19 protein-coding genes are annotated in these 26,038 nt (G+C 41.9%); 13 read left to right on the top strand and 6 right to left on the bottom strand.

Annotated features, from left to right (window positions below; all coding sequences use genetic code 11):
• The first annotated feature begins 309 nt into the window (after window positions 1-309).
• Both NFU46_RS03115 and NFU46_RS03120 read left to right on the top strand, forming a co-directional pair.
• Window positions 310-2,352: an ATP-binding protein gene (locus NFU46_RS03115; RefSeq protein WP_251599635.1), complete on the top strand. Its 2,043-nt coding sequence runs from the start codon at window positions 310-312 to the stop codon at window positions 2,350-2,352.
• A 66-nt stretch (window positions 2,353-2,418) separates the two neighbouring features.
• Window positions 2,419-2,880 (top strand): hypothetical protein, encoded by a 462-nt coding sequence (locus NFU46_RS03120; protein WP_248526854.1) that lies wholly within the window; start codon window positions 2,419-2,421, stop codon window positions 2,878-2,880.
• 22 nt (window positions 2,881-2,902) lie between these two features.
• Here the strand turns inward: NFU46_RS03120 and NFU46_RS03125 are convergent, their stop codons facing one another.
• The 4 genes from NFU46_RS03125 to gltB all read right to left on the bottom strand — a co-directional run bounded on the left by NFU46_RS03125 (window position 2,903) and on the right by gltB (window position 9,965).
• Window positions 2,903-3,595: a response regulator gene (locus tag NFU46_RS03125; protein WP_251599638.1), complete on the bottom strand. Its 693-nt coding sequence runs from the start codon at window positions 3,593-3,595 to the stop codon at window positions 2,903-2,905.
• Between the two features lie 13 nt (window positions 3,596-3,608).
• The gene (locus NFU46_RS03130) at window positions 3,609-3,821 is read right to left on the bottom strand and encodes a hypothetical protein (protein WP_251599640.1); all 213 of its coding nucleotides are present in this window, start codon (window positions 3,819-3,821) and stop codon (window positions 3,609-3,611) included.
• 261 nt (window positions 3,822-4,082) lie between these two features.
• Window positions 4,083-5,498, bottom strand: a complete 1,416-nt coding sequence (locus tag NFU46_RS03135) for an FAD-dependent oxidoreductase (RefSeq protein WP_058585227.1) — start codon at window positions 5,496-5,498, stop codon at window positions 4,083-4,085.
• A gap of 9 nt (window positions 5,499-5,507) precedes the next feature.
• A complete protein-coding gene (gene gltB, locus NFU46_RS03140; protein WP_251599643.1) occupies window positions 5,508-9,965 on the bottom strand; it encodes a glutamate synthase large subunit in 4,458 nt (1,485 codons plus the stop codon).
• A 696-nt stretch (window positions 9,966-10,661) separates the two neighbouring features.
• Here gltB and NFU46_RS03145 point away from each other — a divergent pair.
• The 6 genes from NFU46_RS03145 to NFU46_RS03170 all read left to right on the top strand — a co-directional run bounded on the left by NFU46_RS03145 (window position 10,662) and on the right by NFU46_RS03170 (window position 17,879).
• Window positions 10,662-11,915 (top strand): efflux RND transporter periplasmic adaptor subunit, encoded by a 1,254-nt coding sequence (locus tag NFU46_RS03145; RefSeq protein ID WP_251599646.1) that lies wholly within the window; start codon window positions 10,662-10,664, stop codon window positions 11,913-11,915.
• A gap of 21 nt (window positions 11,916-11,936) precedes the next feature.
• Complete coding sequence (locus NFU46_RS03150; RefSeq protein WP_054551528.1) at window positions 11,937-12,644, top strand: ABC transporter ATP-binding protein; 708 nt, start codon at window positions 11,937-11,939, stop codon at window positions 12,642-12,644.
• A 2-nt stretch (window positions 12,645-12,646) separates the two neighbouring features.
• Window positions 12,647-13,960, top strand: coding sequence for an ABC transporter permease (locus NFU46_RS03155; RefSeq protein WP_251599650.1), 1,314 nt, complete (start codon window positions 12,647-12,649; stop codon window positions 13,958-13,960).
• Between the two features lie 11 nt (window positions 13,961-13,971).
• Window positions 13,972-15,177, top strand: a complete 1,206-nt coding sequence (locus NFU46_RS03160; protein ID WP_105173977.1) for an ABC transporter permease — start codon at window positions 13,972-13,974, stop codon at window positions 15,175-15,177.
• Between the two features lie 81 nt (window positions 15,178-15,258).
• Complete coding sequence (locus tag NFU46_RS03165) at window positions 15,259-16,587, top strand: sigma-54 dependent transcriptional regulator (RefSeq protein ID WP_251599654.1); 1,329 nt, start codon at window positions 15,259-15,261, stop codon at window positions 16,585-16,587.
• A complete protein-coding gene (locus NFU46_RS03170) occupies window positions 16,587-17,879 on the top strand; it encodes a PAS domain-containing sensor histidine kinase (RefSeq protein ID WP_251599657.1) in 1,293 nt (430 codons plus the stop codon). Before NFU46_RS03165 ends, NFU46_RS03170 begins: the two co-directional genes overlap by 1 nt.
• Window positions 17,880-17,934: 55 nt before the next feature.
• On the opposite strand, the gene NFU46_RS03175 is transcribed toward NFU46_RS03170, so the two are convergent.
• Window positions 17,935-18,273: a Grx4 family monothiol glutaredoxin gene (locus tag NFU46_RS03175; RefSeq protein WP_054551536.1), complete on the bottom strand. Its 339-nt coding sequence runs from the start codon at window positions 18,271-18,273 to the stop codon at window positions 17,935-17,937.
• 264 nt (window positions 18,274-18,537) lie between these two features.
• Here NFU46_RS03175 and NFU46_RS03180 point away from each other — a divergent pair, with 264 nt between their 5' ends.
• The 5 genes from NFU46_RS03180 to NFU46_RS03200 all read left to right on the top strand — a co-directional run bounded on the left by NFU46_RS03180 (window position 18,538) and on the right by NFU46_RS03200 (window position 25,017).
• On the top strand, window positions 18,538-19,119 hold the full coding sequence (locus tag NFU46_RS03180) for a superoxide dismutase (protein ID WP_054551537.1): 582 nt from the start codon (window positions 18,538-18,540) through the stop codon (window positions 19,117-19,119).
• A gap of 239 nt (window positions 19,120-19,358) precedes the next feature.
• Entirely contained in the window at window positions 19,359-21,281 is a 1,923-nt protein-coding gene (locus NFU46_RS03185; protein WP_054551538.1) for a PrkA family serine protein kinase, read from the top strand.
• A gap of 26 nt (window positions 21,282-21,307) precedes the next feature.
• On the top strand, window positions 21,308-22,594 hold the full coding sequence (locus NFU46_RS03190) for a YeaH/YhbH family protein (RefSeq protein WP_054561727.1): 1,287 nt from the start codon (window positions 21,308-21,310) through the stop codon (window positions 22,592-22,594).
• Window positions 22,595-22,614: 20 nt separating this feature from the next.
• The gene (locus NFU46_RS03195; protein WP_054561728.1) at window positions 22,615-24,129 is read left to right on the top strand and encodes a SpoVR family protein; all 1,515 of its coding nucleotides are present in this window, start codon (window positions 22,615-22,617) and stop codon (window positions 24,127-24,129) included.
• A gap of 6 nt (window positions 24,130-24,135) precedes the next feature.
• Window positions 24,136-25,017 carry a universal stress protein gene (locus NFU46_RS03200; protein WP_251599660.1) on the top strand — a complete coding sequence of 294 codons (882 nt, stop codon included), beginning with the start codon at window positions 24,136-24,138 and terminating at the stop codon, window positions 25,015-25,017.
• A 55-nt stretch (window positions 25,018-25,072) separates the two neighbouring features.
• Here the strand turns inward: NFU46_RS03200 and NFU46_RS03205 are convergent, their stop codons facing one another.
• Window positions 25,073-26,035, bottom strand: coding sequence for a diguanylate cyclase (locus NFU46_RS03205; protein WP_175082182.1), 963 nt, complete (start codon window positions 26,033-26,035; stop codon window positions 25,073-25,075).
• Between the last annotated feature and the right edge of the window lie 3 nt (window positions 26,036-26,038).

A 26,038-nucleotide genomic window follows, 5' to 3' on the forward strand; every position in this document is an offset into this window, starting at 1 on the left:
TTTCGCCTGAACAATTAATTGAAACTTTATTATTAGTGAAAAAGATAAATAAATTATTTATCATTAACCCAATTATATATAAATTATATTCAGACTAATTCTAGGCTTCAGTCGATTGAATACAATCAGAAATTTTTGATAATGATACAAAAAGGTGAAAAATAATAACAACTCAGGTTTTACTGGATTTATAGCAATCCTATATAACTAGGTAGGATTTGGTCGGCATAAAACGCTAGCTAATAGCTCCATAATTTGCACACATTTGCTGGTTAGTATAAGCACACTTTAAGCTTATTCTGACTGCAAATGAAATACTCTTTACTTATTGCTACGTATTTACTGTCTTTCTCGTGTGTAGCAGCTTCACTGCCTAGCTCTCTATTAAATCAAGTCACTGACCTTGAGAACCAAGGCAAGCTCAGTGAAGCACTCACTATTCTTGAGCAATACAAAGATAATAATACCGCTACATCGCCCCCCGAAATTGCTATGGCACAAGCGCCTCTTTTACGTAAACAAGGTCATTATAACGAGGCGATAGAACTGCTATCGCCATTACAAAAGCTTGCTAGTTTGAGTAAAAAAGACCAATACCACATTCAAAAAGAGCTAGGGATCAACTACCGTCGCCAAGTAAAAACAATAGAAGCAAAAAATCATTATATGGCAGCCTTAGCACTTGCAAATGAGCTTGAAGACAAAAACCTACAAGCACAAAGCCATAGCAATTTAGGTTCACTATACGACACGCTTAATGATCTTGAACAATCAATGCATCATCAAGTAAAAGCACAAGCGTTATTAGAAAATAGCGATAATTATGAACTAGTTGCCACTAACTTTTATAACTTAGCAAACCTTGCTCACAGGCTTGATGATCTCTCGCAATCTGAGTATTTCTATAAAAAAGCACTCGAGTTTGATATTAAAACCAACAACCAAATGAATATTGCAGATACCAGCTTACAACTTGCCAAGCTGGTGTATAAACGAGGCGATTTAGAGCAGGCTCTTCCCTTATTAAATAATGCCTATACCCGTTTAGCCGATATCAATGCCTATGAAAATATGGCGACGGCGAAGCATACCTTGATGCAATTGTATTTGAAAATTGGCAACCAGCATATGGCATTGAGTAGTGCAGAGTCGGGGCTCAACGCAGCGCTTAAATCTGGCTCGGCTTTAAGTAAAATTTACTCTTACTTTAACTTAGTTGAATTACATTTAGCACTTAAAAACTCTGAGCTAATTGGTCTCTATTTAAGTCGAACAAAAGAGTTGTTAACTGATATTGATAACCGCTTATTGAATCAAAAACAGCACGGCTATACCGCAATTTATGCTGAACTTATCGGTGATTACAAGCTAGCTGCTGAGCAGCTAAAGCTTGAAAATAAACTGGCCGAGTCTTTATTTGAAGAGCATTTAAATAAAGCCGTCGAAAAGAATAAAAAGCAATTAACAGCAATCGAGCAACAGCAACGTATTGATGATGAAATTCAAAAAAACAAACTCGCAACTGCACAAATGAATAACCAGCGACTAGAAAAACAAATTTGGTTGTTATCTGCTGGTATTGTTTTGTTGTTTAGTACCCTTGCGTTAGTACTCTATTATTTCAAGCATCGAAAAGCGTTATTTAAAGCCAAGCTTTATCAATATAACTTAATTGAAAAAGACAAAATGCTTGCTGATATCTCTCATGAATTACGTACCCCACTGAGTGTATTAAAACTGCATATAGAAGCGCTTGAGCTCGATATTCAAGAAAACCGCGATCTCGCCTACAGCAAAATTAATGGCAAGATAGCGCAACTTAATAACTTAATTTCAGATGTATATCAGTTATCTCAAGCTGAAAACAAAACCCTGACATTGAACCTTCACCAATATAATGCCGCGCAAATTTTTGCTGAATACGAGCAAGACATGCGCCGTTATGTTTGCAGTCATCAGCTCACATTTTTTGCTGACATTGTTATTGCTGATGATGTTGAGGTCACGGTAGATAAACAAAAGCTCGACCAAATCCTCAACAATATTTTTACTAATGCGTGTCTATACACAGACACGCCAGGCCATGTCCGACTTAAAGTTCGGGCCAACAAGCAAGAACTATTTATTCAAGTCGATGATACTTCTCCCGGTGTCGGTAAAGCTCATATAGGCAAACTTTTTGACCGATTATATCGTGTTGAAGAGTCTCGTAGCCGTGCATCGGGGGGGTCTGGTTTAGGGTTATCAATTTGTCAGAGTTTTGTTGAGTTGATGTCAGGTAATATTAACGCGTTATCAGGTAAGTCAGGTGGCTTATGTATCAGAATATTACTGCCTTTAGGCAATAAATAAGCCTCTCCATTTTTCCACCACATTTTATTGTTTAAATAGCACTATAAACTACTGTGGAATGGAACCATGTCAGAGTCATTAAAGCACGCTCAATGGGCAAAATCTGTTGAGCGTAAACACCGCCAAAGCAAAGTTAAAAAAACCAAAAAGTCGCCACTGCCAATTTACGCGGCCCTTGCCAGCATACTGTTAAGTGCAGGACTCTATTATGCAAGCTACGAAAAGCCAATAGAGTACCCTCCACTATCTGAAGCTGCTAAACAACGTATTTCTCAGTTCTTTGCAAAGCAATTCTTAATGGGCCAGTGGCGCTTAAATCAAATAAAGTACTCTACTAATGCGATTCAGGTTTATGTACAAACGCCTACTGCGATAGCCCTTGAAGGTGAGGCGTTAAGTCAATATTTACATTATGCGTTGTGCCCTAGTCCTAGCAAACGCATTTGGCAAGATATTCAAGCAAGAGAATTATCAGTGTATGTGTTCAGCCATTCTATTCGAAAAGGTGAACGTACTTTGTGTAACTGATATGAAAGCGATGAACGCCAAATCAATCGATTTGACGTTCATCATAGCGATAGCCTGCACCGTAAACGGAAGCGACTATCTTAGGAGAGAACTGTAAATTCTTTAGTTTTTTGCGAATATTTTTGATATGACTGTCGATTACGCGGTCGGTAATATCAAAGTTATTGGGTTGGATATGATCAAGTATCTGCTGTCTTGAAAAAACGCGCTTAGGGGCTTTATACAAAAGCTTAAATACGTCAAATTCCACTTTAGTTAAACCCAAAGACACGCCTTTAATCTCAATTTCAAGCGCATCTTCGTTTAAATAAATAGTAGCTGGCGTTTCAACAGTTTCATTGCGACTAGATACTGGCGCGCAGCGCCTTAAAATAGCTTTTACGCGCATCACCAGCTCTGCACCGCTAAAAGGTTTACAGACATAGTCATCAGCGCCATGTTCTAGCCCTTTCAACCTATCAGCCTCTTCGACTTTAGCGGTTACCATAATAATAGGCACCATAGAAAAAGCGCGGATCTGCTTCATGCATTCCACGCCATCTAAATTAGGCAACATTACATCTAGAATTATTGCATCCGGACTATTTTCTTTAACCCACGACACCACAGCACTGCCATCAGTGATGTGGTGAGTAGTAAAGCCAGATGCATTGAAGAACAACAGCACTTGTTCTGCAATATCTAAGTCGTCTTCAACGACTAATATCTGCGGCATTTTTATTTCCGTTTTATATTCTTTTTATTGTTTTTAGTTGTTGCTTCACCATCGCTTTGAGGGCGTCTGATAAGGTTTCATCAAGTAAAACCATAGTCAGAATATCGTGCAAGTCTTCACTATTCATGACCTCATTGAGTAAATCATTTTCAGATTTTGAACTTGGCTGAAAAAAGCTTAACTGCTCGTTATTTGTGTGTTCGCAAAACATTTTCTTTTTATCCATGTTGTTAGCATCAAATATTCAGATGGGCTTCTGCCTCTGATAAACATTAAAACGCAACAATATGGAGCAAATATGGAGTTAGTACGAAATAATGAATTTTTTCTATTTAACTGTAAAATTCATTCGTAGATTGTAGGTAATAAGCGTTATTTTTTCATTATTTTTCTGAATCTTAGTTTGATTCTCAAAACAGCTAAAAAATAGGCAATAAAAAAGCAAGCTCGGTAGCTTGCTTTTAAAGTGTTGAATGGCACCTTAGAATTAAACGTCTAAGTAATCCATAATCCCTTCAGCGGCATTTCGGCCTTCGAAAATAGCCGTTACCACTAAATCTGAACCGCGGACAATATCGCCACCAGCAAAGATTTTAGGGTTGGTTGTTTGGTGAGTAAATTCACCTTTTTCTGGTGCATTGATACCACCCCAGTGATTGATTTCAACACCATACGGTTCTAGCCAATCCATTTTATGAGGTTTAAAACCAAACGCCATGAGCACCTTGGTTGCTTCAATAACATGCTCAGAACCTGCTACTTCTTCAGCACGACGACGACCATTTTCGTCCGGCTCACCAAGTTGCGTTTTAACCATCTTAACGCCAGCAACTTTACCTTGCTCGTCAACCACAATACCTTTAGGTTGAACGTTAAAGGTAAATTCTACGCCCTCTTCACGGGCATTTTTAACTTCGCGCTTTGAGCCTGGCATGTTTTCTTCGTCACGACGATAAGCACAGGTTACTTTTGCAGCACCTTGTCGAATGGAGGTTCTCACACAGTCCATTGCTGTATCACCACCGCCTAACACAACGACTTTTTCGTTCGCCATATCGATATAAGCTTGCTTATCTTCTGCATAGCCCATTACTCGGTTTGTGTTACCAATTAAGAACGGCAGTGCATCAAACACACCATCAGCATCTTCGTTTTCAAGGCCTGCACGCATACTTTGATAAGTACCAACACCTAAGAATACGGCATCATATTCTGCTAAGATTTCATCAAGCGTAATATCAACGCCAACTTCAGTGTTTAGCTGAAACTCGACACCCATTTCAGTGAAAATTTCACGACGCTTTTGCATTACTTCTTTTTCAAGTTTGAATGAAGGAATACCAAACGTAAGAAGACCACCAATTTCTGGGTGACGGTCAAACACCACAGGCTTAACACCGTTACGCACTAAAATATCCGCACAACCTAAGCCAGCTGGGCCTGCACCAATGATAGCCACTTTTTTGTCAGACCATACCACATACGACATATCTGGTTTCCAGCCCATTTTAAATGCCGTATCAGTGATGTACTTTTCGATATTACCGATAGTGACAGCACCAAACTCTTCTTCAAGTGTGCAAGAGCCTTCACACAAGCGATCTTGTGGACATACTCGACCACACACCTCTGGTAAGCTATTTGTACGGTGAGACAGCTCTGCCGCTTCTAAAATACGGCCAGTACGAATGAGCTTTAACCATTGTGGAATATAGTTATGTACTGGGCATTTCCATTCACAGTACGGGTTACCACAATCTAAACAGCGATCCGCCTGTGAGTTAACTTGTGTCTCAGAAAATGGCTCGTAGATTTCTACGAAAGATTGTTTACGTGCTGAAATTGGCTTTTTACGCGGATCAACACGTTGTACATCGATAAACTGGTATACATTTTCGCTCATACTACCCCCTTACTGAGCCTGAACACGAAGCTCTGCGCTGCTGCGCGCTCGGTGCCCGAGTAAACTTTTTACATCACTAGATTTTGGCTTAACTAATTTAAACATAGGCATGTATAAATCGAAGTTAGCTAAAATCTGCTCAGCGCGGTTTGAGCCTGTAAGCTCTAAATGCTCAGCAATGAGTCCACGTAAATGTTCTTGGTGTGACGCCAACCCTTCAAGCGTGACAATTTCAACAAGCTCAGGGTTAATGCGTTTTTCAAAGTCATTGCCTTCATCAAGAATATAAGCAAATCCCCCTGTCATACCTGCACCAAAGTTGATACCCACTTTGCCAAGTACGCAAACCACACCACCTGTCATGTATTCACAGCCGTTGTCACCAACACCTTCTACAACCGCTTGCACGCCTGAGTTACGCACTGCAAAACGCTCACCGGCGCAGCCTGCAGCAAATAATTTACCGCCCGTTGCACCATATAAACAGGTATTACCAGCAATGGTTGCTTTATGGCTTTCGAAAGATGAACCCAGCGGTGGGCGAATTACTAGCTTACCGCCAGCCATGCCTTTACCAACATAGTCATTAGCATCACCAACGAGTGTCAATTCAAGGCCGCCAGCGTTCCACACACCGAATGATTGGCCCGCTGTACCATGAAGCTCAATAGAGACAGGATCTGCAGCCATACCTTGGTTACCATGTTTAGAGGCGATATAGCCAGACAACATAGCGCCCACTGAGCGGTCTGTATTGCAAATACGGTTAACCAGTGAGATACCCGATTTTTCATCGATTGCTTGCTTGGCTTTTTCAAGCAAGGTTTCATTTAGCTGACCTAAGTAGTGTGAGCTATTTGGCGCACTACAATACAGTGTTTCACCCGTTGGGTTGTTAGGCACAGCAACCACAGACGACAGATCTACTTTCTTTTGTTTCTCTGTGTTGCCTTCAATTGCTTCAAGTAAGTCCAAACGACCAATTAAATCAGTTAAACGAGTTACACCTAAGCTTGCCATAATTTGGCGTGCTTCTTCGGCTATAAACTTAAAGTAGTTCATCGCCATTTCTGGCAGACCATGATAATGCTTTTGGCGCAGCGTATCGTCTTGCGTTGCAACACCGGTCGCACAGTTGTTTAAGTGACAAATACGTAAGTATTTACAACCAAGTGCCACCATAGGGCCAGTACCAAAGCCAAAGCTTTCAGCACCTAAAATAGCCGCCTTAATGATATCTAAACCCGTTTTAAGACCACCATCAGTTTGCAAACGAATACGGTGACGTAAACCATTTTCTACCAGCGCTTGCTGGGTTTCAGCAAGACCAAGCTCCCAAGGGCTACCTGCATACTTAACAGAAGTAAGCGGGCTTGCACCTGTGCCACCGTCATAACCAGCAATGGTAATTAAATCGGCATAGGCTTTAGCTACGCCAGTTGCGATAGTACCTACACCCGGCTCAGAAACGAGTTTCACCGAGATCAGTGCATCTGGGTTTACTTGTTTTAAATCGAAAATAAGCTGAGCTAAATCTTCAATCGAGTAAATATCGTGATGCGGCGGAGGCGAAATCAAGGTCACACCCGGCACTGAGTAACGTAATTTTGCAATATACGGCGTTACTTTTTCACCCGGTAATTGACCACCCTCACCTGGTTTTGCACCTTGCGCCACTTTAATCTGAATGACATCAGCGCTACGTAAGTAATGTGGTGTTACACCAAAACGGCCCGAAGCAACTTGCTTAATACGTGAGTTTTTCTCTGTACCGTAGCGAAGCTTGTCTTCACCACCTTCACCAGAGTTTGAACAACCACCTAAGCGGTTCATTGCAATCGCGAGTGCTTCATGCGCTTCTGGCGATAATGCACCAATACTCATTGCTGCTGAGTCAAAACGTTTGTAAAGCTCAGTTGCAGGCTCTACGTCATCTACACTCACACCAGTATCAGGAATTTTCACCGCCAACATGTCACGTAAATTGGTGATCGGGCGGTTATTTACTAAATCAGCATAAGCCAAGTAGTCTTTATAATCCCCAGAGCGCACAGCCTTTTGCAGTGTTTGAATAACATCTGGGTTATAAGCATGGTACTCACCACCGTGAACATATTTTAGTAAGCCACCATGGCTTAATAACTTACGTTTACTAAATGCCAGCTTATGAAGTTTACGTTGGTCATCATCAAAATCAGTGAAACACGCCCCTTTAATTCGACTAGCTACACCGTTAAAACAAGTTTCTACAACCGCATCTGATAAACCAACTGCCTCAAATAACATTGAGCAGCGGTACGAAGCGACAGTACTGATACCCATTTTCGACATAATTTTATACAGACCCTTATTAATCGCATTACGATAAGCAAGCGTTACTTCGCAATAGCTTTTGTTCAGGGTCTTTTTGTCGCTCATTGCAACTAATGATTCATAAGCAAGGTACGGATAAATTGCCGTTGCACCAAAACCAAGTAATACCGCAAATTGATGCGCATCACGGACACTGCCTGATTCGATGATGATATTAGATTCACAACGTAAGTTATTATCGACTAAACGCTTTTGAATTGAACCAACCGCCATCGCAGCCGGGATTGGCAAATGCGTTTCGCTAAAGTTACGATCACTTAAAATAAGCATGACACAGCCTGACGCTGCTTTTTCTTGTGCTTCATCACAAATACGTGTGATTGCGTTTTCTAAGCCTTCTTCTAGTGTGTAAGTGATATCAATTTTACAATAGCTGTAATGCTCATCGTCAGCATTGATCAACTGTTGCATATCAGCATACATCAAAATCGGCGTATCAAACTGTAAACGCTTAGCATGGCCGGTTGTTTCGTTAAATACGTTTTGCTCACTACCAATACAGGTTGCCAGTGACATAACGTGATTTTCACGAAGCGGGTCAATTGGTGGGTTCGTTACTTGCGCAAATTTCTGTCGGAAGTAATCGAACAGTGAACGATGACCCTCTGACAGTACCGCAAATGGCGTGTCATCACCCATTGAACCTGTTGCTTCTTGGCCATTTTCACCCATAACACGAATCACGCTATCAAGCTCTTCGTTGGTGTAGCCAAACATTTTTTGATATTTAAGCAGTGTTTCGTCATCAAAAGAACGGTTACCCGCATCTTTTTCAGATAACTGTTCAAATGGCGTTAAACGCTTAACGTTTGCTTCAAGCCATGCTTTATATGGATGGCGTGACTTAAGATCTTGGTCAATCTCATCTGAATGCCAAATTTTACCTTGATGAGTATCAATAACTAATAACTCACCAGGGCCAACACGGCCTTTCTCAACCACTTCGTCTGGCGCGTAGTCCCAAATACCTACTTCTGAAGCAAGGGTAATAAAACCATCTTGCGTGATTACATAGCGCGCAGGGCGTAAACCGTTACGGTCAAGGTTACAAGCTGCAAAACGACCGTCAGACATTACAATACCAGCTGGGCCATCCCATGGTTCCATATGCATTGAGTTAAAGTCGTAGAATGCACGTAGGTCATCATCCATAGCACGGTTTTTTTGCCATGCTGGCGGCACAAGCATACGCATTGCACGGAATAAATCCATGCCACCGGCTAAGAACAATTCAAGCATATTATCTAAACTTGAAGAGTCAGAGCCACTTTCGTTCACGAATGGTGCTGCTGATTGCAAATCAGGAATAAGTGGTGAGGCAAACTTATACGCACGGGCACGCGCCCATTGGCGATTACCTTGAATCGTATTAATTTCACCATTATGCGCTAAATAGCGGAATGGTTGCGCCAGTGGCCAACGAGGTTGTGTATTAGTAGAGAAACGTTGGTGGAATACACAAATCGCACTGGTCATGCGAATGTCAGCTAGGTCTAAATAAAAGTTAGGTAAGTCTACAGGCATCATTAAGCCTTTATAGACAGTAACTAAACCAGATAAGCTGGCAATATAAAAATGTTCATCGTTTTCGAGGCGTTTTTCAGCACGACGACGCGCTACATACAAGCGACGCTCTAAATCTTTTGGACGCCAGCCTTCTGGTGCGCTTACAAAAATTTGTTCAAAGCCTGGTAGTTGTTTTTTTGCAATTGGCCCTAAACAAGACGCATCAGTAGGTACAACGCGCCAGCCTTGAATGCTCAAGGTTTCTTTTTCGAGTTCTTCACTCAACACATCTTTAGCTGTTTGCGCAAGTACAGGATCGGCATTTAAAAATACCATGCCAACGGCGTAATTCTTTCCTAGGTGCCAATCATGTTCGCTGGCAATAGCGCGAAAGAAACTATCAGGTTTTTGCATTAATAAACCACAGCCATCACCTGTTTTACCATCAGCAGAAATACCACCACGGTGTTCCATGCGATCTAAGCCAGTGATTGCTGTTCGAATCAAGCGGTGACTCGCCTGACCATTGACCTGGGCTATTAAGCCAAAGCCACAATTATCTTTTTCTAATTTTGAGTCGTATAACATAGACCCCTCCCCTTGCTACAACGACTAGCGGTTCAGTCTTTTGTGACAGTGCTAGCAGACGAACAAAACTATCGCCAAATACCTCATGAGTCAATAGAGTTTTGAATACATATTCATATTCATGAATATTTCTCACTTAAGGCACTTTTTAAATTCTATGCTATTTTTTTACATTTAGTCGTATTTTACCCGTTATTTTTTTATGACACTGGTGTCAAATTTAACAACTTGTAAAAAAACAATCTAAAAACCGGACTCTTTACGTTAACGTAAACTGCACCTTATTTTGAATAATTATTCATATTATGAATATCAATGCAGTTTTTGACGGGGTCTCGGCTAGCCTAACTGCATCATTATTTACTCTTGGCTTTAGCATAGTTACAAACTATGCATCTGAGCAGACTACCTTAGTCGCAATGACTGAGTTTCTTTACCCTTGCGTCAACAATCAGCAATCTAAAAGTGTCCGCTGCGGACACTTTTTCTGTCCGCGGACAGGCTTCAACTCACCAACCAAACATAAAACCATTAAAAATCAATTAATTAAAAACTGGCACGCTACTGGTATAGATAAGACATCAGCGAAATTGAGGATTTCAAAATGTTCACTATCAGTTTGTTTATGGCTTCTCCACTTACCATGCTTGCCGTTGGCTTCATGATTGTGTGTTTTGAGAATCGTAAGGAGTTATGATGATTAAGGATACCAGTGCCCAAGATATTACCGTGGCCAAGAAAAACACCATTAAAAAGCCACTAATAATAGCTGCAGGTGTAATACTTGTTGGTGCGCTCGGCTTTCAAGCATTATTTGCCAGTAACGATGGCAGCATTTCGGTTGATGTAGCAAGCCTACAAATTAGTGAGGTAAGCCAAAAGACACTCACCAGAGATGTGGCAGCAAGCGGTAAAATCGTTGCAGCTAATGCGCCAAAGGTTTACAGCCCTGAACGCGGCTTTGTCGACTTAAAAGTAAAAGCCGGTGACAGCGTTGAAGTAAATGAAGTGATCGCAACCGTAACCAGCCCTGAGCTAACCAACGAACTAAAACAGCAACAATCAGTATTAGCGCGATTAGAAGGTGAATTACAACGCAAGCAACTTGAAGCGCGCAGACAACAGCTAAGCCTGACTAAAGCGCTCGATTTAGCACAAGTTGAACTCAATGCCGCAGATAGAGAAAACCGCCGAGCTAAAATCTCAATCGAGAAACACTTAATTAGCCAAATAGATTTAGAAAAAGCCGTTGATGACTTAGCCCGTGCCAAGCTTTCTTATAAGCACGCCGAGCAAGAAGTTAACCTCGCTAAAGATACCCTCGCATTTGAGTTAAAAGCGGCAGAGCGTGATCTTGCACGTCAACAACTGATTGTTGATGACTTACTCAGACAAGTAAATGAACTCACTATCACCGCTAGTGTAAGCGGCATTGTGGGTAACTTATTAGTGCAACAAAAAGAAGCGGTCACACAAAGCCAACCACTAATGACATTGGTCGATTTAAGTAACTTTGAAGCAGAACTGCAAGTACCAGAAAGCTACGCCAATGAGCTGGGTCTTGGTATGCAAGTTGAGCTTACTTTAGGTGCTCGTCATGTCACAGGTACCCTATCGGCTATTTCGCCTGAAGTGAATAACCGCGAGGTCACAACCCGCGTACGCTTTGACAATGAGATTTCTGGCATTCGCCAAAACCAACGCTTAACCGCACGTATTTTACTAGAGAATCGCGACGATGTATTACAAGTAAAACGCGGCGCATTCTTACAACAAGGTGGCACCCATGCTTATAAAGTTGACGGTGACATGGCTTATTTAATCGATATAAAAACCGGTGCAAGCAGTATCAATGCTGTGGAGATAATTGAAGGCGTAGAGCCTGGCGATAAGTTAATTATCTCAAACTACGATCGCTTTAAAAAAGCATCCACACTGGTTTTACGCTAACAAATAAAAGGAATAATCAACATGCTTACAATGAACAACATCAGCAAAGTGTATCAAACAGATATGGTACAAACGCACGCCCTTCGCGACTTTAATCTCCAAGTTGAAGAAGGTGAGTTTATCGCCGTAACGGGCCCAAGTGGCTCAGGTAAAACCACATTTTTAAACATCGCCGGTATGTTAGAACCATTTAGCGAAGGCCAATACATGTTAGACGGTATTGATGTGGGTAAGCTAAACGACAACCAGCGTGCAGATCTTCGTAATCAAAAAATTGGTTTTATTTTCCAAGGATTCAACCTAATTCCAGATTTGAACCTCTATGAAAATATTGAAGTACCACTGCGTTATCGTGGTATTAAGGCCGCCGAGCGTAAGCGCCGAATTGAACAATGCCTAGAGCAAGTTGGTTTAGCTTCACGCGCTAAACACTTACCGCAACAACTTTCTGGTGGTCAACAACAACGTGTCGCTATTGCCAGAGCCCTTGCTGGTGAACCGCGTTTTTTACTTGCCGATGAGCCAACCGGTAATTTAGATAGCTTAATGGCCCGTCAAGTAATGGAGCTACTTGAACAAATCAACCGTGATGGCGCTACTATCATCATGGTTACCCATGATCCAGAGCTTGCCCGCAGAGCACCACGTAACATCCAAGTTGTTGATGGCCAACTCGCTGACTTCACCTTGTATCAAGGCACTCAAAACCTTAAAGCGGCTGGAGTGTAACCATGTTCCTTCATTATTTAGATTTAAGCTGGCGCAGCTTTAAGCGTACGCCACTTGTGAGCTTTTTAATGGTATTGGCCATTGCCATTGGTATTGGCGTAACCATGACCAGTTTATCTGTGTATCACATGATGTCGGCAGACCCTATTCCTGAAAAAAGTAGCGACCTTTATTCTGTTCAGTTACAAACCATGGATGAAGGCCGTACGTGGTGGACTGTCGATAACATGCCATTGCAATTAACTTATCAAGATGCCGTTAACCTTAATCAAGCCAAAGCAGGTGGTAAACGTGTCACTATGGTTAGAACGGGTTTTTCGGTTTATTTAGACTCAGATAAAGTTAAACCATTTATTGGCCAAGCACGCCTAACCACGCCTGATTTTTTCGATATGTTTAACCTATCGTTTATTTACGGTGGGGTTTGGAGCGCGCAACAAGAAGCCGGTGCGGCCCCTGTTGTGGTGATCAATAAAGAATTAAACGACAAACTATTCGCAGGTGAAAACCCGGTAGGCAAAATGGTGTACCTCGATGATGCCAGCTACGAAGTTATTGGCGTGATTGATGATTGGGATATCACCACCAAATACTATGATCTGAACAACGGTGCATTTAATAAGACCGAGCAACTATTTTTACCATTCAGCCTTATGAAAGCCCGAGAGCTTGAAAACTGGGGTAATACCAATGGTTGGAAGCACGAAAAAACCAATACCTTTAACGATAAACTCAATTCAGAAATGGTGTGGTTACAATTTTGGGTTGAACTAAAAACTCCTGCAGAAAAGCAAGCTTACCAAGACTTTTTAATGGCCTATATGCAAGAACAACAAAAGCTAGGTCGTTTTAACCGCGATAAATTAACCGCCACCTTACGCGATGTAAATGAGTGGATGCAGTACAACAATGTCGTTAGCGAAGACAACGAAATTCTGGTTGGCCTAAGCTTTATGTTTTTGGCGGTATGCCTTGCCAACATTTTAGGTTTATTACTAGCGAAATTTTTACGCCGCGCTCCGGAAGTCGGTGTGCGCCGTGCATTAGGTGCCAGCAAACGCCAAATATTCTTTCAACATATTGTTGAGGTAGCGATGTTAGGTTTCTTAGGTGGCATCTTGGGTATTATTTTGGCACAAGTAGGTTTGTTAGGCGTACGTCAAAGCTATAGCTACTACCAAAGCTTAGCCACTATGGACTTAACCATGCTACTTAGCGCACCTGTGATTGCAATTAGCACCTGTGTGATAGCGGGTCTATACCCTGCTTGGCTGGTATGTAAAACCAACCCTGCTATTTATCTTAAGAGCCAATAAGGAAGACACCCATGTTAGAAATTAAACCTATCTTTCACGCCTTATGCCGCTCAAAAGTTGGCGCTATTTTATTACTGATCCAAATTGCCATCACCACTGCGATTGTCAGTAACGCAGCGTTTATTATTCAAGACAGAATTAGCTATTTAAGCCAAGAGACTGGCTATCCTGAACAAGACATTTTTGTTTTTAATGTCATGATGTTTGGCAAAGATGTGTCACCGTCTCAGCAATATGAGCTTGATGAAGCCATGCTTCGTCAAATACCTGGTGTAGTTGATGCTGCTTATTCAAGTAATACACCGCTTTCGGGCAGTGGCTCTTCGTCAGATTTTAGTTTAAAGCCAGCACCTGAAGAGAGTAAATCAGCGCGTAGCTCTTACATGTTTATCGATGAGCATGGTATCAATACTTATGGTGTAAAACTCATTGCTGGGCGTAACTACACCGAAGACGAAGTGATCGTTACCGATAACTATGATGAGCTTTCAAAAGTAACCGTAGTCACTAAAACCCTACTCGATGAGCTGTTTCCTGACGGCAATGGTTTAGGTCAAACTGTCTATTTTGGTGACATTCCAATGAAAGTAATTGGTGTTGTTGAACTTATGAAAGGCCCATGGCTTAAAGACAGCCGCCCAGATAACGTAGCACTGCTGCCTTTTATTAAGCCTGGTACAAATGCACGCTTTGTGGTTAGAACAGAGCCTGGTCAACGTCAATCAGTCATGAATCGTGTTGAAGAAGCCATGCTGAAAAACTACAACAAACGCGTTATTTCTCGCATTCGTGGCTTAGATGACGATAAAGAGTCATACATGGCTGAAGATACATTAATGATGCGGATGTTGATTGTACTTATTACTATTTTAGTGTTGGTGACGGCCCTGGGTATTTTCGGTCTAACGCTATTCAATATTAGTAAGCGTACTAAACAAATAGGTACTCGCCGCGCTTTAGGCGCCAGAAAATCTGCCATCATTAGCTACTTCTTAGTTGAAAACGCCATGATATGTATAGTTGGTTTAGTGATTGGTGTGATTGCTGCCGTGTATTTAGGGCAATTACTGATGCAGCACTTTTCAATTGCTCAGCTTGATATTAGTTACGTACTTGCTACAGCACTGGCAGTGTTCGTTATGAGTTTATTAGCAGTACTTGCCCCTGCAAAACGGGCTGCGAATATCTCACCGAGCATTGCAACTCGAACAATTTAGTTCTCCCAACCTATGCTACACTGGATTAACAGTGTAGCATTCATCTTGCACCCTTATTAGGAAAATAACTAAAACAAAAATATGGAAAAAATACTTATCGTCGACGATAACCCAGCCATTTTGGATGCATTGTCGTTATTACTCGAAATTCACGGTTTTGGTGTTGTTACAGCAAGTAACCCGTTTGAGGCAATTCAGGCCGTACAATACCAACGCATTGCGCTTGTTATTCAAGACATGAACTTTACCGCCGACACCACTTCCGGCGAAGAAGGCAAAGAACTTTTTTATGCCTTAAGAGACATAAATCCTCACCTACCGATTATTTTGATCACCGCATGGACAGAGCTTTCTACTGCCGTTGAACTTGTCAAAGCTGGGGCGGCTGATTATTTACCAAAACCGTGGGACGATGCCAAGCTACTTACTTGTGTAAATAACCTAATCGAGCTGGGTAAAGCAAAACAGCAAAACGAAACCTTTACCCGCCACCAGCAAGAACGTGACGCATCTGTACAACAAGCAAATTTAGTAGGCTTGGTTTATAAAAGTACCGCTATGGAGCACATTGTTAATCTTGCGATTCAAGTTGCTAAATCAGACATTTCAGTGCTGATCACAGGCCCCAACGGCAGTGGTAAAGAGCGCATTGCGCAAATAATACAGGCCAATTCATTATTAGCAGATAAACCCTTTATCACTGTTAATGCGGGTGCTTTACCAAGCGAGCTTATTGAGGCTGAGTTATTTGGTGCAGAAGCTGGCGCCTATACAGGTATTACTAAACAGCGCATTGGTCGTTTTGAAGCGGCCGATGGTGGCACCCTATTTTTAGACGAAATTGGTAACTTGCCACTTTCTGGGCAAATGAAATTATTACGCATTTTACAAACCGGTGAATTTGAACGTTTAGGTTCAACACAAACACGTAAAGTGAATGTGCGGGTGATTTCAGCAACCAATGAAGATTTAAGCCATGCAATTAAAGCAGGTCAATTTCGAGAAGACCTTTACTACCGCTTAAATGTAATTGAGTTAAATTTACCAAGCCTTGCCCATCGCCCCGATGATATTTTAGCTTTGGTCGCACACTTTTTACCTGAGCGCACACTGTCACTAAGTATAGAAAAAGCCCTGCTCGCCCATAGCTGGCCGGGTAATGTTCGCGAGCTTGAAAATGCCTGTAAACGCGCTGGCGTTTTAAAACCCAAAGGGGTGATTGAGCTTGCTGATTTTGGCTTACAAGTTGAAACAAACAGCCCAACACAAACAAGAGCAGAGCCTAACAAACAAGAGATCGAACTTGCCATGCGCGAGTACAAAGGTGTGATTGCTAAAGTGGCTCGCCATTTTGGCTTAAGCCGCCAAGCGCTTTATCGCAGGCTTGATAAATTTAAGATTGAGTACTAATGCGTTTTTCGTTTCGATATAAAATCATAACTTTGTGTATTGCAGCGTCTACATTGCCGCTTATATTGGTTTGTTATTTTGCGGGCATAAGCTTGCTTTACAGCCTATTAGCCCTGCTCGCTTGCGCTTTGATCAGCGGATTTTTTGCCGCGCAATTATCATCTCCGCTCATTGATGGCATGAACTCGCTCGAAACCGGGCTGCTTAATTTTAAAGATGGTGAGCTGGCTACATTATTAGCCTATGATGGCAGTGATGAGCTAGGTGATTTATGCCGGCTTTATAACCAAACCGCAAAACAGCTTCGCCAAGAAAAACAATGGATATATCAGCGCGAGTTGATGCTCGACAAAGTGCTGCAAAGCTCGCCACAAGCTGTGCTTTTGACTAACGACCAAGGCTTTATTGTGTATAGCAACCACAGTGCCCGCAGCTTACTTGATGCTAAATCAGCCCTTGAAGGCGCCAAGCTTGAAAACTTATTAGATTCAAGCTGCGAGCAATTAACCCGCGCGATTCACAAAGGCGTTGATGGTTTATTTACCCTCGACAAAGCAGATCAAGAATCACAAACTTGGCACATGGCAACAGGCCGATTATTACTAAATAATCAGTTTCACCAACTGTATGTTTTTAAACAACTGACCCGTGAACTTAGCCGCCAAGAAGTAGAGGTATGGAAAAAAGTTATTCGTATTATTAGCCATGAGCTTAACAACTCCCTAGGGCCAATGTCGTCGATGCTTCATAGCGCGCAACTATTAACGAAAGAAGTCGATGAACCACGTTTAAAAAGGGTATTTACCACCATTGAAGAGCGCATAAAACACCTTAATGAGTTTGTGCAAGGCTATGGTAAATTTGCCAAGTTACCCACCCCTCAACTATCAACGATTAACTGGCCGACGCTGATTGAGCAATTAAAAAGTCAGTGGCAGGTTGAAGTATCACTTGATGAGCGAGTGACAACTGACGCTGATCACACTCAGCTCGAACAATTACTTATAAACTTATTAAAAAATGCCTATGAATCGGGTTCAAACCCCGAAGATGTCAGCTTAACAGTGCAACAAGAAGCAAGTGGCACACACATCACAGTGAGCGATAAAGGCAAAGGCATGAGTGAAGCTGTAATGGCTAACGCACTTATTCCCTTTTACTCCACTAAAGCAACAGGCAGTGGCCTAGGGTTAGCACTTTGCAGGGAAATAGTTGAAGCGCACCACGGGCAAATTAGCTTGCATAACCGCGAGCAAGGTGGATTAAGCGTGCATGTTTTGCTGCCAGCTTAATAAATTTGATATAAAAAAAGCCGCAATCAGCGGCTTTTCTCTACACTAAAAATAATTATTCAGCGTCTTTTTCTTTGTACTTTGCTGCTGTTTCAGTGATTAGTGGCTGTAATTCACCACGTTGAAACATTTCGATGATAATGTCACAACCACCGATAAGCTCGCCTTCTACCCATAGTTGTGGGAAAGTTGGCCAGTTTGCGTATGCAGGTAACTCTGCACGGATATCTGGGTTAAGTAGAATGTCAACGTAAGCAAACTGCTCACCACACGCCATAAGTGCTTGTGATGCTTGTGAAGAAAAACCACAGTTAGGTAACTTTGGTGATCCTTTCATGTAAAGAAGGATAGGATTTTCAGAAATTTGCTGTTTAATTTTATCGATGGTTTCCATTTACAACCTCAAAAAAGACATTGGCTTACTACATTGGCCTTGAAAAAGTTTCACTGTGGCCTCAGATATATAACTTAAAATCGGCATTCGTAGCCACAATTTTAAATAGTCTTTAGCAATAGCATTGCTGTTTGCTAAAACTTGAGTAAAATACTCAACAATTATAGTAACACTATAATACCACTTGGTATAGGGAAGTACGCGGTTTACCTTGCTATTACCTATAACTGAGTGGACTATCAACCAAGAAGATGGAGATAAAAAATGGCATTTGAACTACCGTCACTACCATACGCAATCGATGCATTAGAGCCACATATTTCAAAAGAGACTCTAGAGTTTCACCACGGTAAACACCACAACACTTACGTTGTGAAATTAAACGGTCTGATCCCAGGCACAGAATTCGAAAACAAATCTCTAGAAGAAATCGTATGTTCTTCAGAAGGTGGCGTATTTAACAATGCTGCACAAATCTGGAACCACACGTTCTACTGGAACAGCCTATCTCCAAACGGCGGTGGCGAGCCTACAGGCGCAATCGCTGACGCGATCAACGCTAAATGGGGTTCTTTCGACGCATTCAAAGAAGCGTTAAACGACAAAGCAGTAAACAACTTCGGTTCAAGCTGGACTTGGTTAGTTAAACTAGCTGACGGCACACTTGATATCGTTAACACATCAAATGCTGCAACGCCTTTAACTGATGAAGGTGTTACTCCAATCCTAACTGTGGATCTTTGGGAACACGCTTACTACATCGATTACCGTAACGTTCGTCCAGATTACCTAAAAGGTTTCTGGGCATTAGTTAACTGGGACTTCGCGAACGCTAACTTCGCTTAATCTTCTGTTACTAGCAGTAATCAAAAAAAGACGCTTCGGCGTCTTTTTTATTGCCAGTGCACGCCCCTTCTAAGTCGCAGCCAAGCCCTCAGCCAAAAAGCGTAATCAAGATGAGCTTTTTTCAATTAAATTCTTAATTTTCTTGCGCAAAAATTCAAAATCGTGACTAAGCTTTAATTAGCCTTTGCTTTTCTCTTAATCTAATTACACGTCATTTTAGCGGGTTTTCGGAGGTCTCTATGAGTATTTTTGAGCATTACCAATCACGATACGAAGCAGCGCAAGAAGAAGAATACAGTATTGAGGAATTTCTCGAGATCTGTAAGAAGGATAAATCAGCTTATGCCAGCGCACCTGAGCGGCTACTGATGGCCATTGGTGAGCCGGAGATTATCGACACATCAACCGATGCGCGCTTAAGCAGGCTCTTTTCTAATCGCGTAGTCGCACGCTACCCTGCATTTCACGATTTTTATGGTATGGAAGATGCCATTGAACAAATTGTCTCTTATTTAAAACATGCTGCGCAAGGCTTAGAAGAATGTAAGCAAGTACTGTATTTACTTGGCCCGGTAGGTGGCGGTAAATCATCAATTGCTGAAAAGCTAAAATACTTAATGCAGCAGGTACCTATTTACTCAATCAAAGGCTCGCCTGTTAACGACCACCCTTTAGCGTTATTTGACCCAAATGAAGACGCAGAGCTTTTAGAAAAAGAATACGGCATTAAACCGCGTTATTTAAAAACCGTGATGTCACCGTGGGCTGCAAAACGCTTAAGCGAATTTAACGGTGATATTAGCCAATTTAGAGTGGTTAAGCGCTTCCCATCTATTTTAAATCAAGTCGCGATTGCGAAAACAGAGCCTGGCGATGAAAACAATCAAGACATTTCAGCGTTAGTGGGTAAAGTCGATATTCGCCAGCTTGAGCACTTTGCACAGAACGACCCTGATGCCTATGCCTACTCAGGTGCACTTTGTTTAGCGAACCAAGGCTTAATGGAATTTGTGGAAATGTTTAAAGCGCCAATCAAGGTGCTACACCCACTGCTTACAGCAACGCAAGAAGGCAATTACAACGGCACAGAAGGCATTAGCGCCCTGCCGTTTAATGGCATGATTTTAGCTCACTCAAATGAATCTGAGTGGCAAACATTTAAGAACAACAAAAACAATGAAGCATTTTTAGACCGTGTTTACATCGTCAAAGTGCCTTATTGTTTACGTGTATCTGAAGAAGTTAAAATTTACAACAAACTACTCGAAAACAGTGAATTACATGATGCGCCTTGTGCACCGGGCACATTAAAAACACTGGCACAATTTACCACCCTTTCGCGAATTAAAGAGCCAGAAAACTCAAGTATCTATTCAAAAATGCGGGTGTATGACGGCGAAAGCTTAAAAGATACTGATCCGAAAGCGAAGTCGTATCAAGAATACCGCGATTACGCAGGTGTTGATGAGGGCATGACCGGGCTTTCTACCCGCTTTGCGTTCAAGATTCTATCGCGGGTATTTAACTTCGATACCACTGAAGTGGCAGCCAACCCAGTGCACTTATTCTATGTTCTTGAACAGCAAATTGAGCGAGAGCAATTTACCGCCGATGTTGAAGAGCGTTACTTAAGCCACTTAAAAGGATACCTCATTCCTCAGTATGTAGAGTTTATCGGGAAAGAGTTACAAACAGCCTATTTAGAATCGTACTCAGAATATGGGCAAAACATCTTTGACCGCTACGTCACTTATGCAGATTTCTGGATCCAAGATCAAGAATACCGTGACCCAGATACAGGCCAGTTATTTGACCGTGCAGCTCTTAACGCAGAACTTGAGAAGATTGAAAAACCTGCGGGTATTTCAAACCCTAAAGATTTCCGTAATGAGATAGTTAATTTCGTACTGCGGGCGCGTGCCCACAACCAAGGCAAGAATCCGCTTTGGACCAGCTACGAAAAACTTCGCACAGTTATTGAGAAGAAAATGTTCTCAAATACCGAAGATCTGCTGCCGGTTATTTCCTTCAATGCGAAAACCTCGGCTGAAGATCAGAAAAAACACGAAGACTTTGTCAATCGTATGGTTGAGAAAGGCTATACCCAAAAACAAGTACGTTTACTTTCTGAATGGTATTTACGCGTTAGAAAATCGCAGTAAAAAACGTTTGTTTTAAGGGGGTTGTTATGGCGCATTTTATTGACCGACGCCTGAATGGAAAAAACAAAAGTACCTTGAATCGTCAACGGTTCATCAGGCGTTATAAAAAACAGATTAAAGAAGCGGTATCTGATGCCATTAATAAGCGCAGCGTAACCGATACCACCAGCGGCGAGAGTATCTCTATTCCGCAACGTGATATCAGTGAGCCAATTTTTCATCAAGGACGTGGTGGCGACCGTGAACAGATCCACCCAGGCAATGATCAGTTTTCGACGGGCGACAAAATCAAGCGCCCGCAAGGAGGCGGTCAAGGTGGTGGTAGTGGCGAAGGTGAAGCCAGTGACTCTGGTGAAGGACAAGACGACTTTGTATTTTCTATTTCAAAAGATGAATACTTAGACTTATTGTTCGAAGATCTTGAGCTGCCTAACCTGCAACAAAACCAGCTCGATAAACTGGTGCAAATGAAAACCCATCGCGCTGGTTTTTGTAACGACGGCATGCCAAGCAATATTGATATTGTTCGCTCACTACAAGGCTCGCTTGCTCGCAGAGTGGCAATGACTGCAGGCAAAAAACGTCACCTTGCAGAGCTTGAGGGTCAGCTCGCTCTGCTACAAGCTGAGCAGCAGCCAGACAAGGCGGCAATTGCCTTACTTGAACGCCAAATTGAGGAGCTGCAAAACCGCATTAAAGCAGTACCATTTATTGATAATTACGACTTACGTTTTCGTAATTATGAAAAGCAACCACACCCAACAAGCAAAGCTGTGATGTTTTGTTTAATGGATGTGTCTGGCTCGATGGATCAAGCAACGAAAGACATGGCAAAACGCTTTTATATTCTGCTTTATCAATTTTTAACTCGTAGCTACAAAAATATAGAGGTTGTCTATATTCGCCATCATACCCAAGCGAAAGAAGTCGATGAGCAAGAGTTTTTCTATTCTCAAGAAACGGGTGGCACCATAGTATCAAGTGCATTAAAACTGATGAACGAAATCATCGCTGAACGTTATAACCCTGAAGAGTGGAACATTTACGCAGCGCAAGCCTCTGATGGTGATAACTGGGCCGATGACTCGCCAAACTGTGGTGAAATCTTACGAAATAAACTGTTAAAGGCGGTGCGCTATTACGCCTATATCGAAATTACCGCTCGTGCTCATCAAAGTTTATGGCGAGAGTATCAATCAATAGTGCAAACCCACGACAATTTTGCCATGCAACACATTCGTGGCGTTGAGGACATTTACCCTATTTTCCGTGAATTATTTAAAAAGAATCGTCAGCAGCAAGGCGCCGCATAGCCTTGCCAGTGAGGTAAAGTATGGCCGATAAACGTATTAGCGACGGTCCTGATTGGACATTTGATCTATTAACAGAGTATCAAACTGAAATTGAACGGGTAGCGAAAATTTATAAACTCGATACCTACCCGAATCAAATTGAGGTGATCACTGCTGAACAAATGATGGATGCCTATTCGAGTGTGGGTATGCCGATTGGCTACAGCCACTGGTCGTATGGTAAAAAGTTCATTCAAACAGAGCAAAACTATAAACGTGGGCAAATGGGCCTTGCTTATGAAATAGTTATTAACTCAGACCCGTGTATTGCCTATTTAATGGAAGAAAACACACTGCCTATGCAAGCCTTGGTAATGGCCCACGCCTGCTATGGTCACAACTCATTTTTTAAAGGCAATTACTTATTCAAAACCTGGACTGATGCCAGCTCAATTATCGATTACTTATTATTTGCCAAAAATTATATTGCTAAGTGCGAAGAGAAATACGGTATTACCGAGGTCGAAAACCTGATTGATTCATGCCATGCATTAATGAATTATGGTGTAGACCGTTACAAGCGACCGCAACGTATTTCACTTTTTGAAGAACAAAAACGCCAACAAGAACGTGAAGACTACTTACAATCACAAGTCAACGAATTGTGGCGCACGATCCCTACTTCGCAGCAAGAGTCGAAAAAGCGTGAGCGCCGTTTTCCAGAAGAGCCACAAGAAAACATTTTGTACTTCATCGAAAAAAATGCCCCACTACTTGAGTCATGGCAACGAGAAATAATTCGAATTGTGCGTAAAATTTCGCAATATTTTTACCCACAAAAACAAACTCAAGTGATGAATGAGGGCTGGGCTACGTTTTGGCATTACACCATTTTGAACCACCTGTACGATGAAGGTAAGCTCACCGATGCCTTTATGCTCGAGTTTTTGCAAAGTCACACCAATGTGGTGTATCAACCGCCCTACAACAGCAATTATTATTCAGGGATCAACCCCTATGCTCTTGGCTTTAACATGATGGTTGATATTCGCCGTATTTGTGAAAACCCAACAGAAGAAGACAAGAAATGGTTTCCGGAGTATGCCGGCAGTGATTGGTTGGAAACCCTGCACTTTGCAATGCAAAACTTTAAAGACGAGAGCTTTATTAGCCAGTTTTTATCACCAAAAATTATTCGTGATTTTAAGTTGTTTACCATTATTGATCATGAAAAAGAGCCGACTCTCAATGTCGGTGCCATCCATGATGAAATGGGCTATCATCAGGTTCGTGAAACCCTGTCGGCACAATACAATCTAAGTAATCACGAACCAAATATTCAAGTGTATAATGTTGATATTAGAGGAGATCGTTCACTTACTCTGCGTTATGTACCGCATAACAATATTCCGTTAGCTAAATCCAAAGATGAAGTGTTAAAACACCTTTACAGGCTATGGGGCTTTAAGGTAAAACTGGAACAAGAAACCGCAACAGGTGAAGTTTCATTATTGGGTGAATGCCCAAGCAGTGATACCCGACACACAACAGAGTAGCCAAAAATGAATAAAAAAATACTGGTGATCATCGACTCTACAGCCGATGCTAAAACGTCTATATTACATGCAAAGCAAAAAGCCAAAGGCGTGAAGCATATTGATATTGTTGCTTTTAGCTACGAAGACACCAATAACATTTTATTCTCTATTCCACCTGATGAAGCGCTCGCTATTCAAGACAAAGAGCTCGCTAAAGTCCGTGCAGCACTTGGTCCATTTATTAGTGAGCATTTAGATGATGGTAGCTATACTTTGCAAACCCTGTGGCATGAAAGCCCAGTACAGTGGCTAGCCAATGAGCTTGATACGTCAGACTATGAAATGGTGATTAAAACTCGCCACATCGACGAAGAAACGCAATTTACAGAGCTAGACTGGCAGCTTATTCGCTTTAGTCCACTACCGCTTTATTTGGCCGCCGATAACAAGTGGCGTAACAATACCAATGTACTGGCAGCCCTTGATTTAGGCAGCGAAAAGGCGACTAAATACTGTTTAAACGAAGCAATTATCAAAGCAGGCTTAGCCTATGCTAAAGACTACGACAGCGAGTTTTACGCTTGTTATACCGTACATGTATCGCCGTTTTTACGTGATTTAGGTATTGTATTTTCAGATGAGCAAGTGATTAACGCCTTTGAAAAGCTACCCGTAGCCCAGCGTACCTTAATCGAAGCCCACGACTTAAAAGACAAGCTTAAAATCAAAGCCGGTGTGGTTGAGCAAGTGATCCCAAGTGTTGCAGCTAAATTAAATGCAGACTTAGTGATTATGGGGTCGGTGGGTAATACAGGTATTAAAGGTCATCTAATTGGTAATACCGCCGAAAAAGTCATGAAGCTACTTAAAACAGATATTCTTGTTCTTCCGCCACTTGGGGTTTAACCCGCAAACTTAATCGGATTGTTATAAAAAAGGGGCTTATTTGCCCCTTGTTTGTTTATAAATCTGTATAAGCTGTGACCTTGTTACGGCCGTTTTCTTTTGAGTGATATAAGGCTTTATCGGCTGCTTCAACCCACTTTTCGTAGCGATCAAACTTCTCGTCGAAGCACGCAAAACCAATACTGACCGTCAGTTGAATTTGTTTGCCATCAAAGTAAATTGATGAGTTCTCAATCAGTGTTCTTAGTCGCTCAGCAAAGATATGTGCACCTTGATGATCAGTATCAAGCAAGGTTACCGCAAACTCTTCACCGCCATAGCGACCTGCTAAGTCTGTTTCACGTAGAGTTTTACGCAGTAAGTCTGCAATATGACGCAGCGCCTCATCACCGCCGCGATGGCCATGCTCATCATTCACCTTTTTAAAGTGGTCAATATCAAACATTAACAAGGTGCTGCACCCGCCACTACGCACTATGCGCATGTATTCTTTGCGTAGCTTTTCTTCCCAATAACCACGGTTAGTAAGCTTAGTAAGTGCATCGGTACGGCTCATTTGTTCAAGCTTACTGTTGGCTTCTTCTAGCTCTTTTTTATTCACCGCTTCATCGGTTACATCATAGATAATGATACAGATATGCGATACTTCACCTGTGGTCGTCGTCAGCGGAATAAAAGTGGCATTTTGATACATATGATCCGCTTTACCGGTAATCGGACGGTAATTTTTAAAACGGAAAATATACGGCTGCTGCTCCCAAATAGTAAACGAGCGATTATTTAGAATGAATACAGACTCAGATTTGCTGCGAAACCATTTTTCATCAATTGATGGAAATAAGTCAAACAGGTCTTTATCTTTCACCGCGCTTGGTAATAAGCCGGAATGGTTTTCCATAAACCCATTCCAGATGCATACTTTGTAGTCTCTATCGAGCACCACTAGGCCTACATCAACGGTATTAAACATATCCATTAACCAATGGAGTTCATTCATATTAAAATCGGCTGCAGGCATAGT

This window comes from Pseudoalteromonas sp. NCCP-2140 (assembly GCF_023708065.1).
Taxonomy (GTDB): Bacteria; Pseudomonadota; Gammaproteobacteria; order Enterobacterales; family Alteromonadaceae; genus Pseudoalteromonas.

Bases quoted from the DNA above. Each gene is read 5' to 3' on its own strand.
- NFU46_RS03185 (WP_054551538.1), top strand. From the start codon at position 19,359: ATGAGTATTTTTGAGCATTACCAATCACGATACGAAGCAGCGCAAGAA.
- NFU46_RS03145 (WP_251599646.1), top strand. From the start codon at position 10,662: ATGATTAAGGATACCAGTGCCCAAGATATTACCGTGGCCAAGAAAAAC.
- NFU46_RS03125 (WP_251599638.1), bottom strand. From the start codon at position 3,595: ATGCCGCAGATATTAGTCGTTGAAGACGACTTAGATATTGCAGAACAA.
- NFU46_RS03170 (WP_251599657.1), top strand. From the start codon at position 16,587: ATGCGTTTTTCGTTTCGATATAAAATCATAACTTTGTGTATTGCAGCG.
- gltB (WP_251599643.1), bottom strand. From the start codon at position 9,965: ATGTTATACGACTCAAAATTAGAAAAAGATAATTGTGGCTTTGGCTTA.
- NFU46_RS03175 (WP_054551536.1), bottom strand. From the start codon at position 18,273: ATGGAAACCATCGATAAAATTAAACAGCAAATTTCTGAAAATCCTATC.
- NFU46_RS03190 (WP_054561727.1), top strand. From the start codon at position 21,308: ATGGCGCATTTTATTGACCGACGCCTGAATGGAAAAAACAAAAGTACC.
- NFU46_RS03160 (WP_105173977.1), top strand. From the start codon at position 13,972: ATGTTAGAAATTAAACCTATCTTTCACGCCTTATGCCGCTCAAAAGTT.
- NFU46_RS03130 (WP_251599640.1), bottom strand. From the start codon at position 3,821: ATGGATAAAAAGAAAATGTTTTGCGAACACACAAATAACGAGCAGTTA.
- NFU46_RS03115 (WP_251599635.1), top strand. From the start codon at position 310: ATGAAATACTCTTTACTTATTGCTACGTATTTACTGTCTTTCTCGTGT.
- NFU46_RS03135 (WP_058585227.1), bottom strand. From the start codon at position 5,498: ATGAGCGAAAATGTATACCAGTTTATCGATGTACAACGTGTTGATCCG.
- NFU46_RS03180 (WP_054551537.1), top strand. From the start codon at position 18,538: ATGGCATTTGAACTACCGTCACTACCATACGCAATCGATGCATTAGAG.
- NFU46_RS03165 (WP_251599654.1), top strand. From the start codon at position 15,259: ATGGAAAAAATACTTATCGTCGACGATAACCCAGCCATTTTGGATGCA.
- NFU46_RS03205 (WP_175082182.1), bottom strand. From the start codon at position 26,035: ATGCCTGCAGCCGATTTTAATATGAATGAACTCCATTGGTTAATGGAT.
- NFU46_RS03120 (WP_248526854.1), top strand. From the start codon at position 2,419: ATGTCAGAGTCATTAAAGCACGCTCAATGGGCAAAATCTGTTGAGCGT.
- NFU46_RS03200 (WP_251599660.1), top strand. From the start codon at position 24,136: ATGAATAAAAAAATACTGGTGATCATCGACTCTACAGCCGATGCTAAA.
- NFU46_RS03195 (WP_054561728.1), top strand. From the start codon at position 22,615: ATGGCCGATAAACGTATTAGCGACGGTCCTGATTGGACATTTGATCTA.
- NFU46_RS03155 (WP_251599650.1), top strand. From the start codon at position 12,647: ATGTTCCTTCATTATTTAGATTTAAGCTGGCGCAGCTTTAAGCGTACG.
- NFU46_RS03150 (WP_054551528.1), top strand. From the start codon at position 11,937: ATGCTTACAATGAACAACATCAGCAAAGTGTATCAAACAGATATGGTA.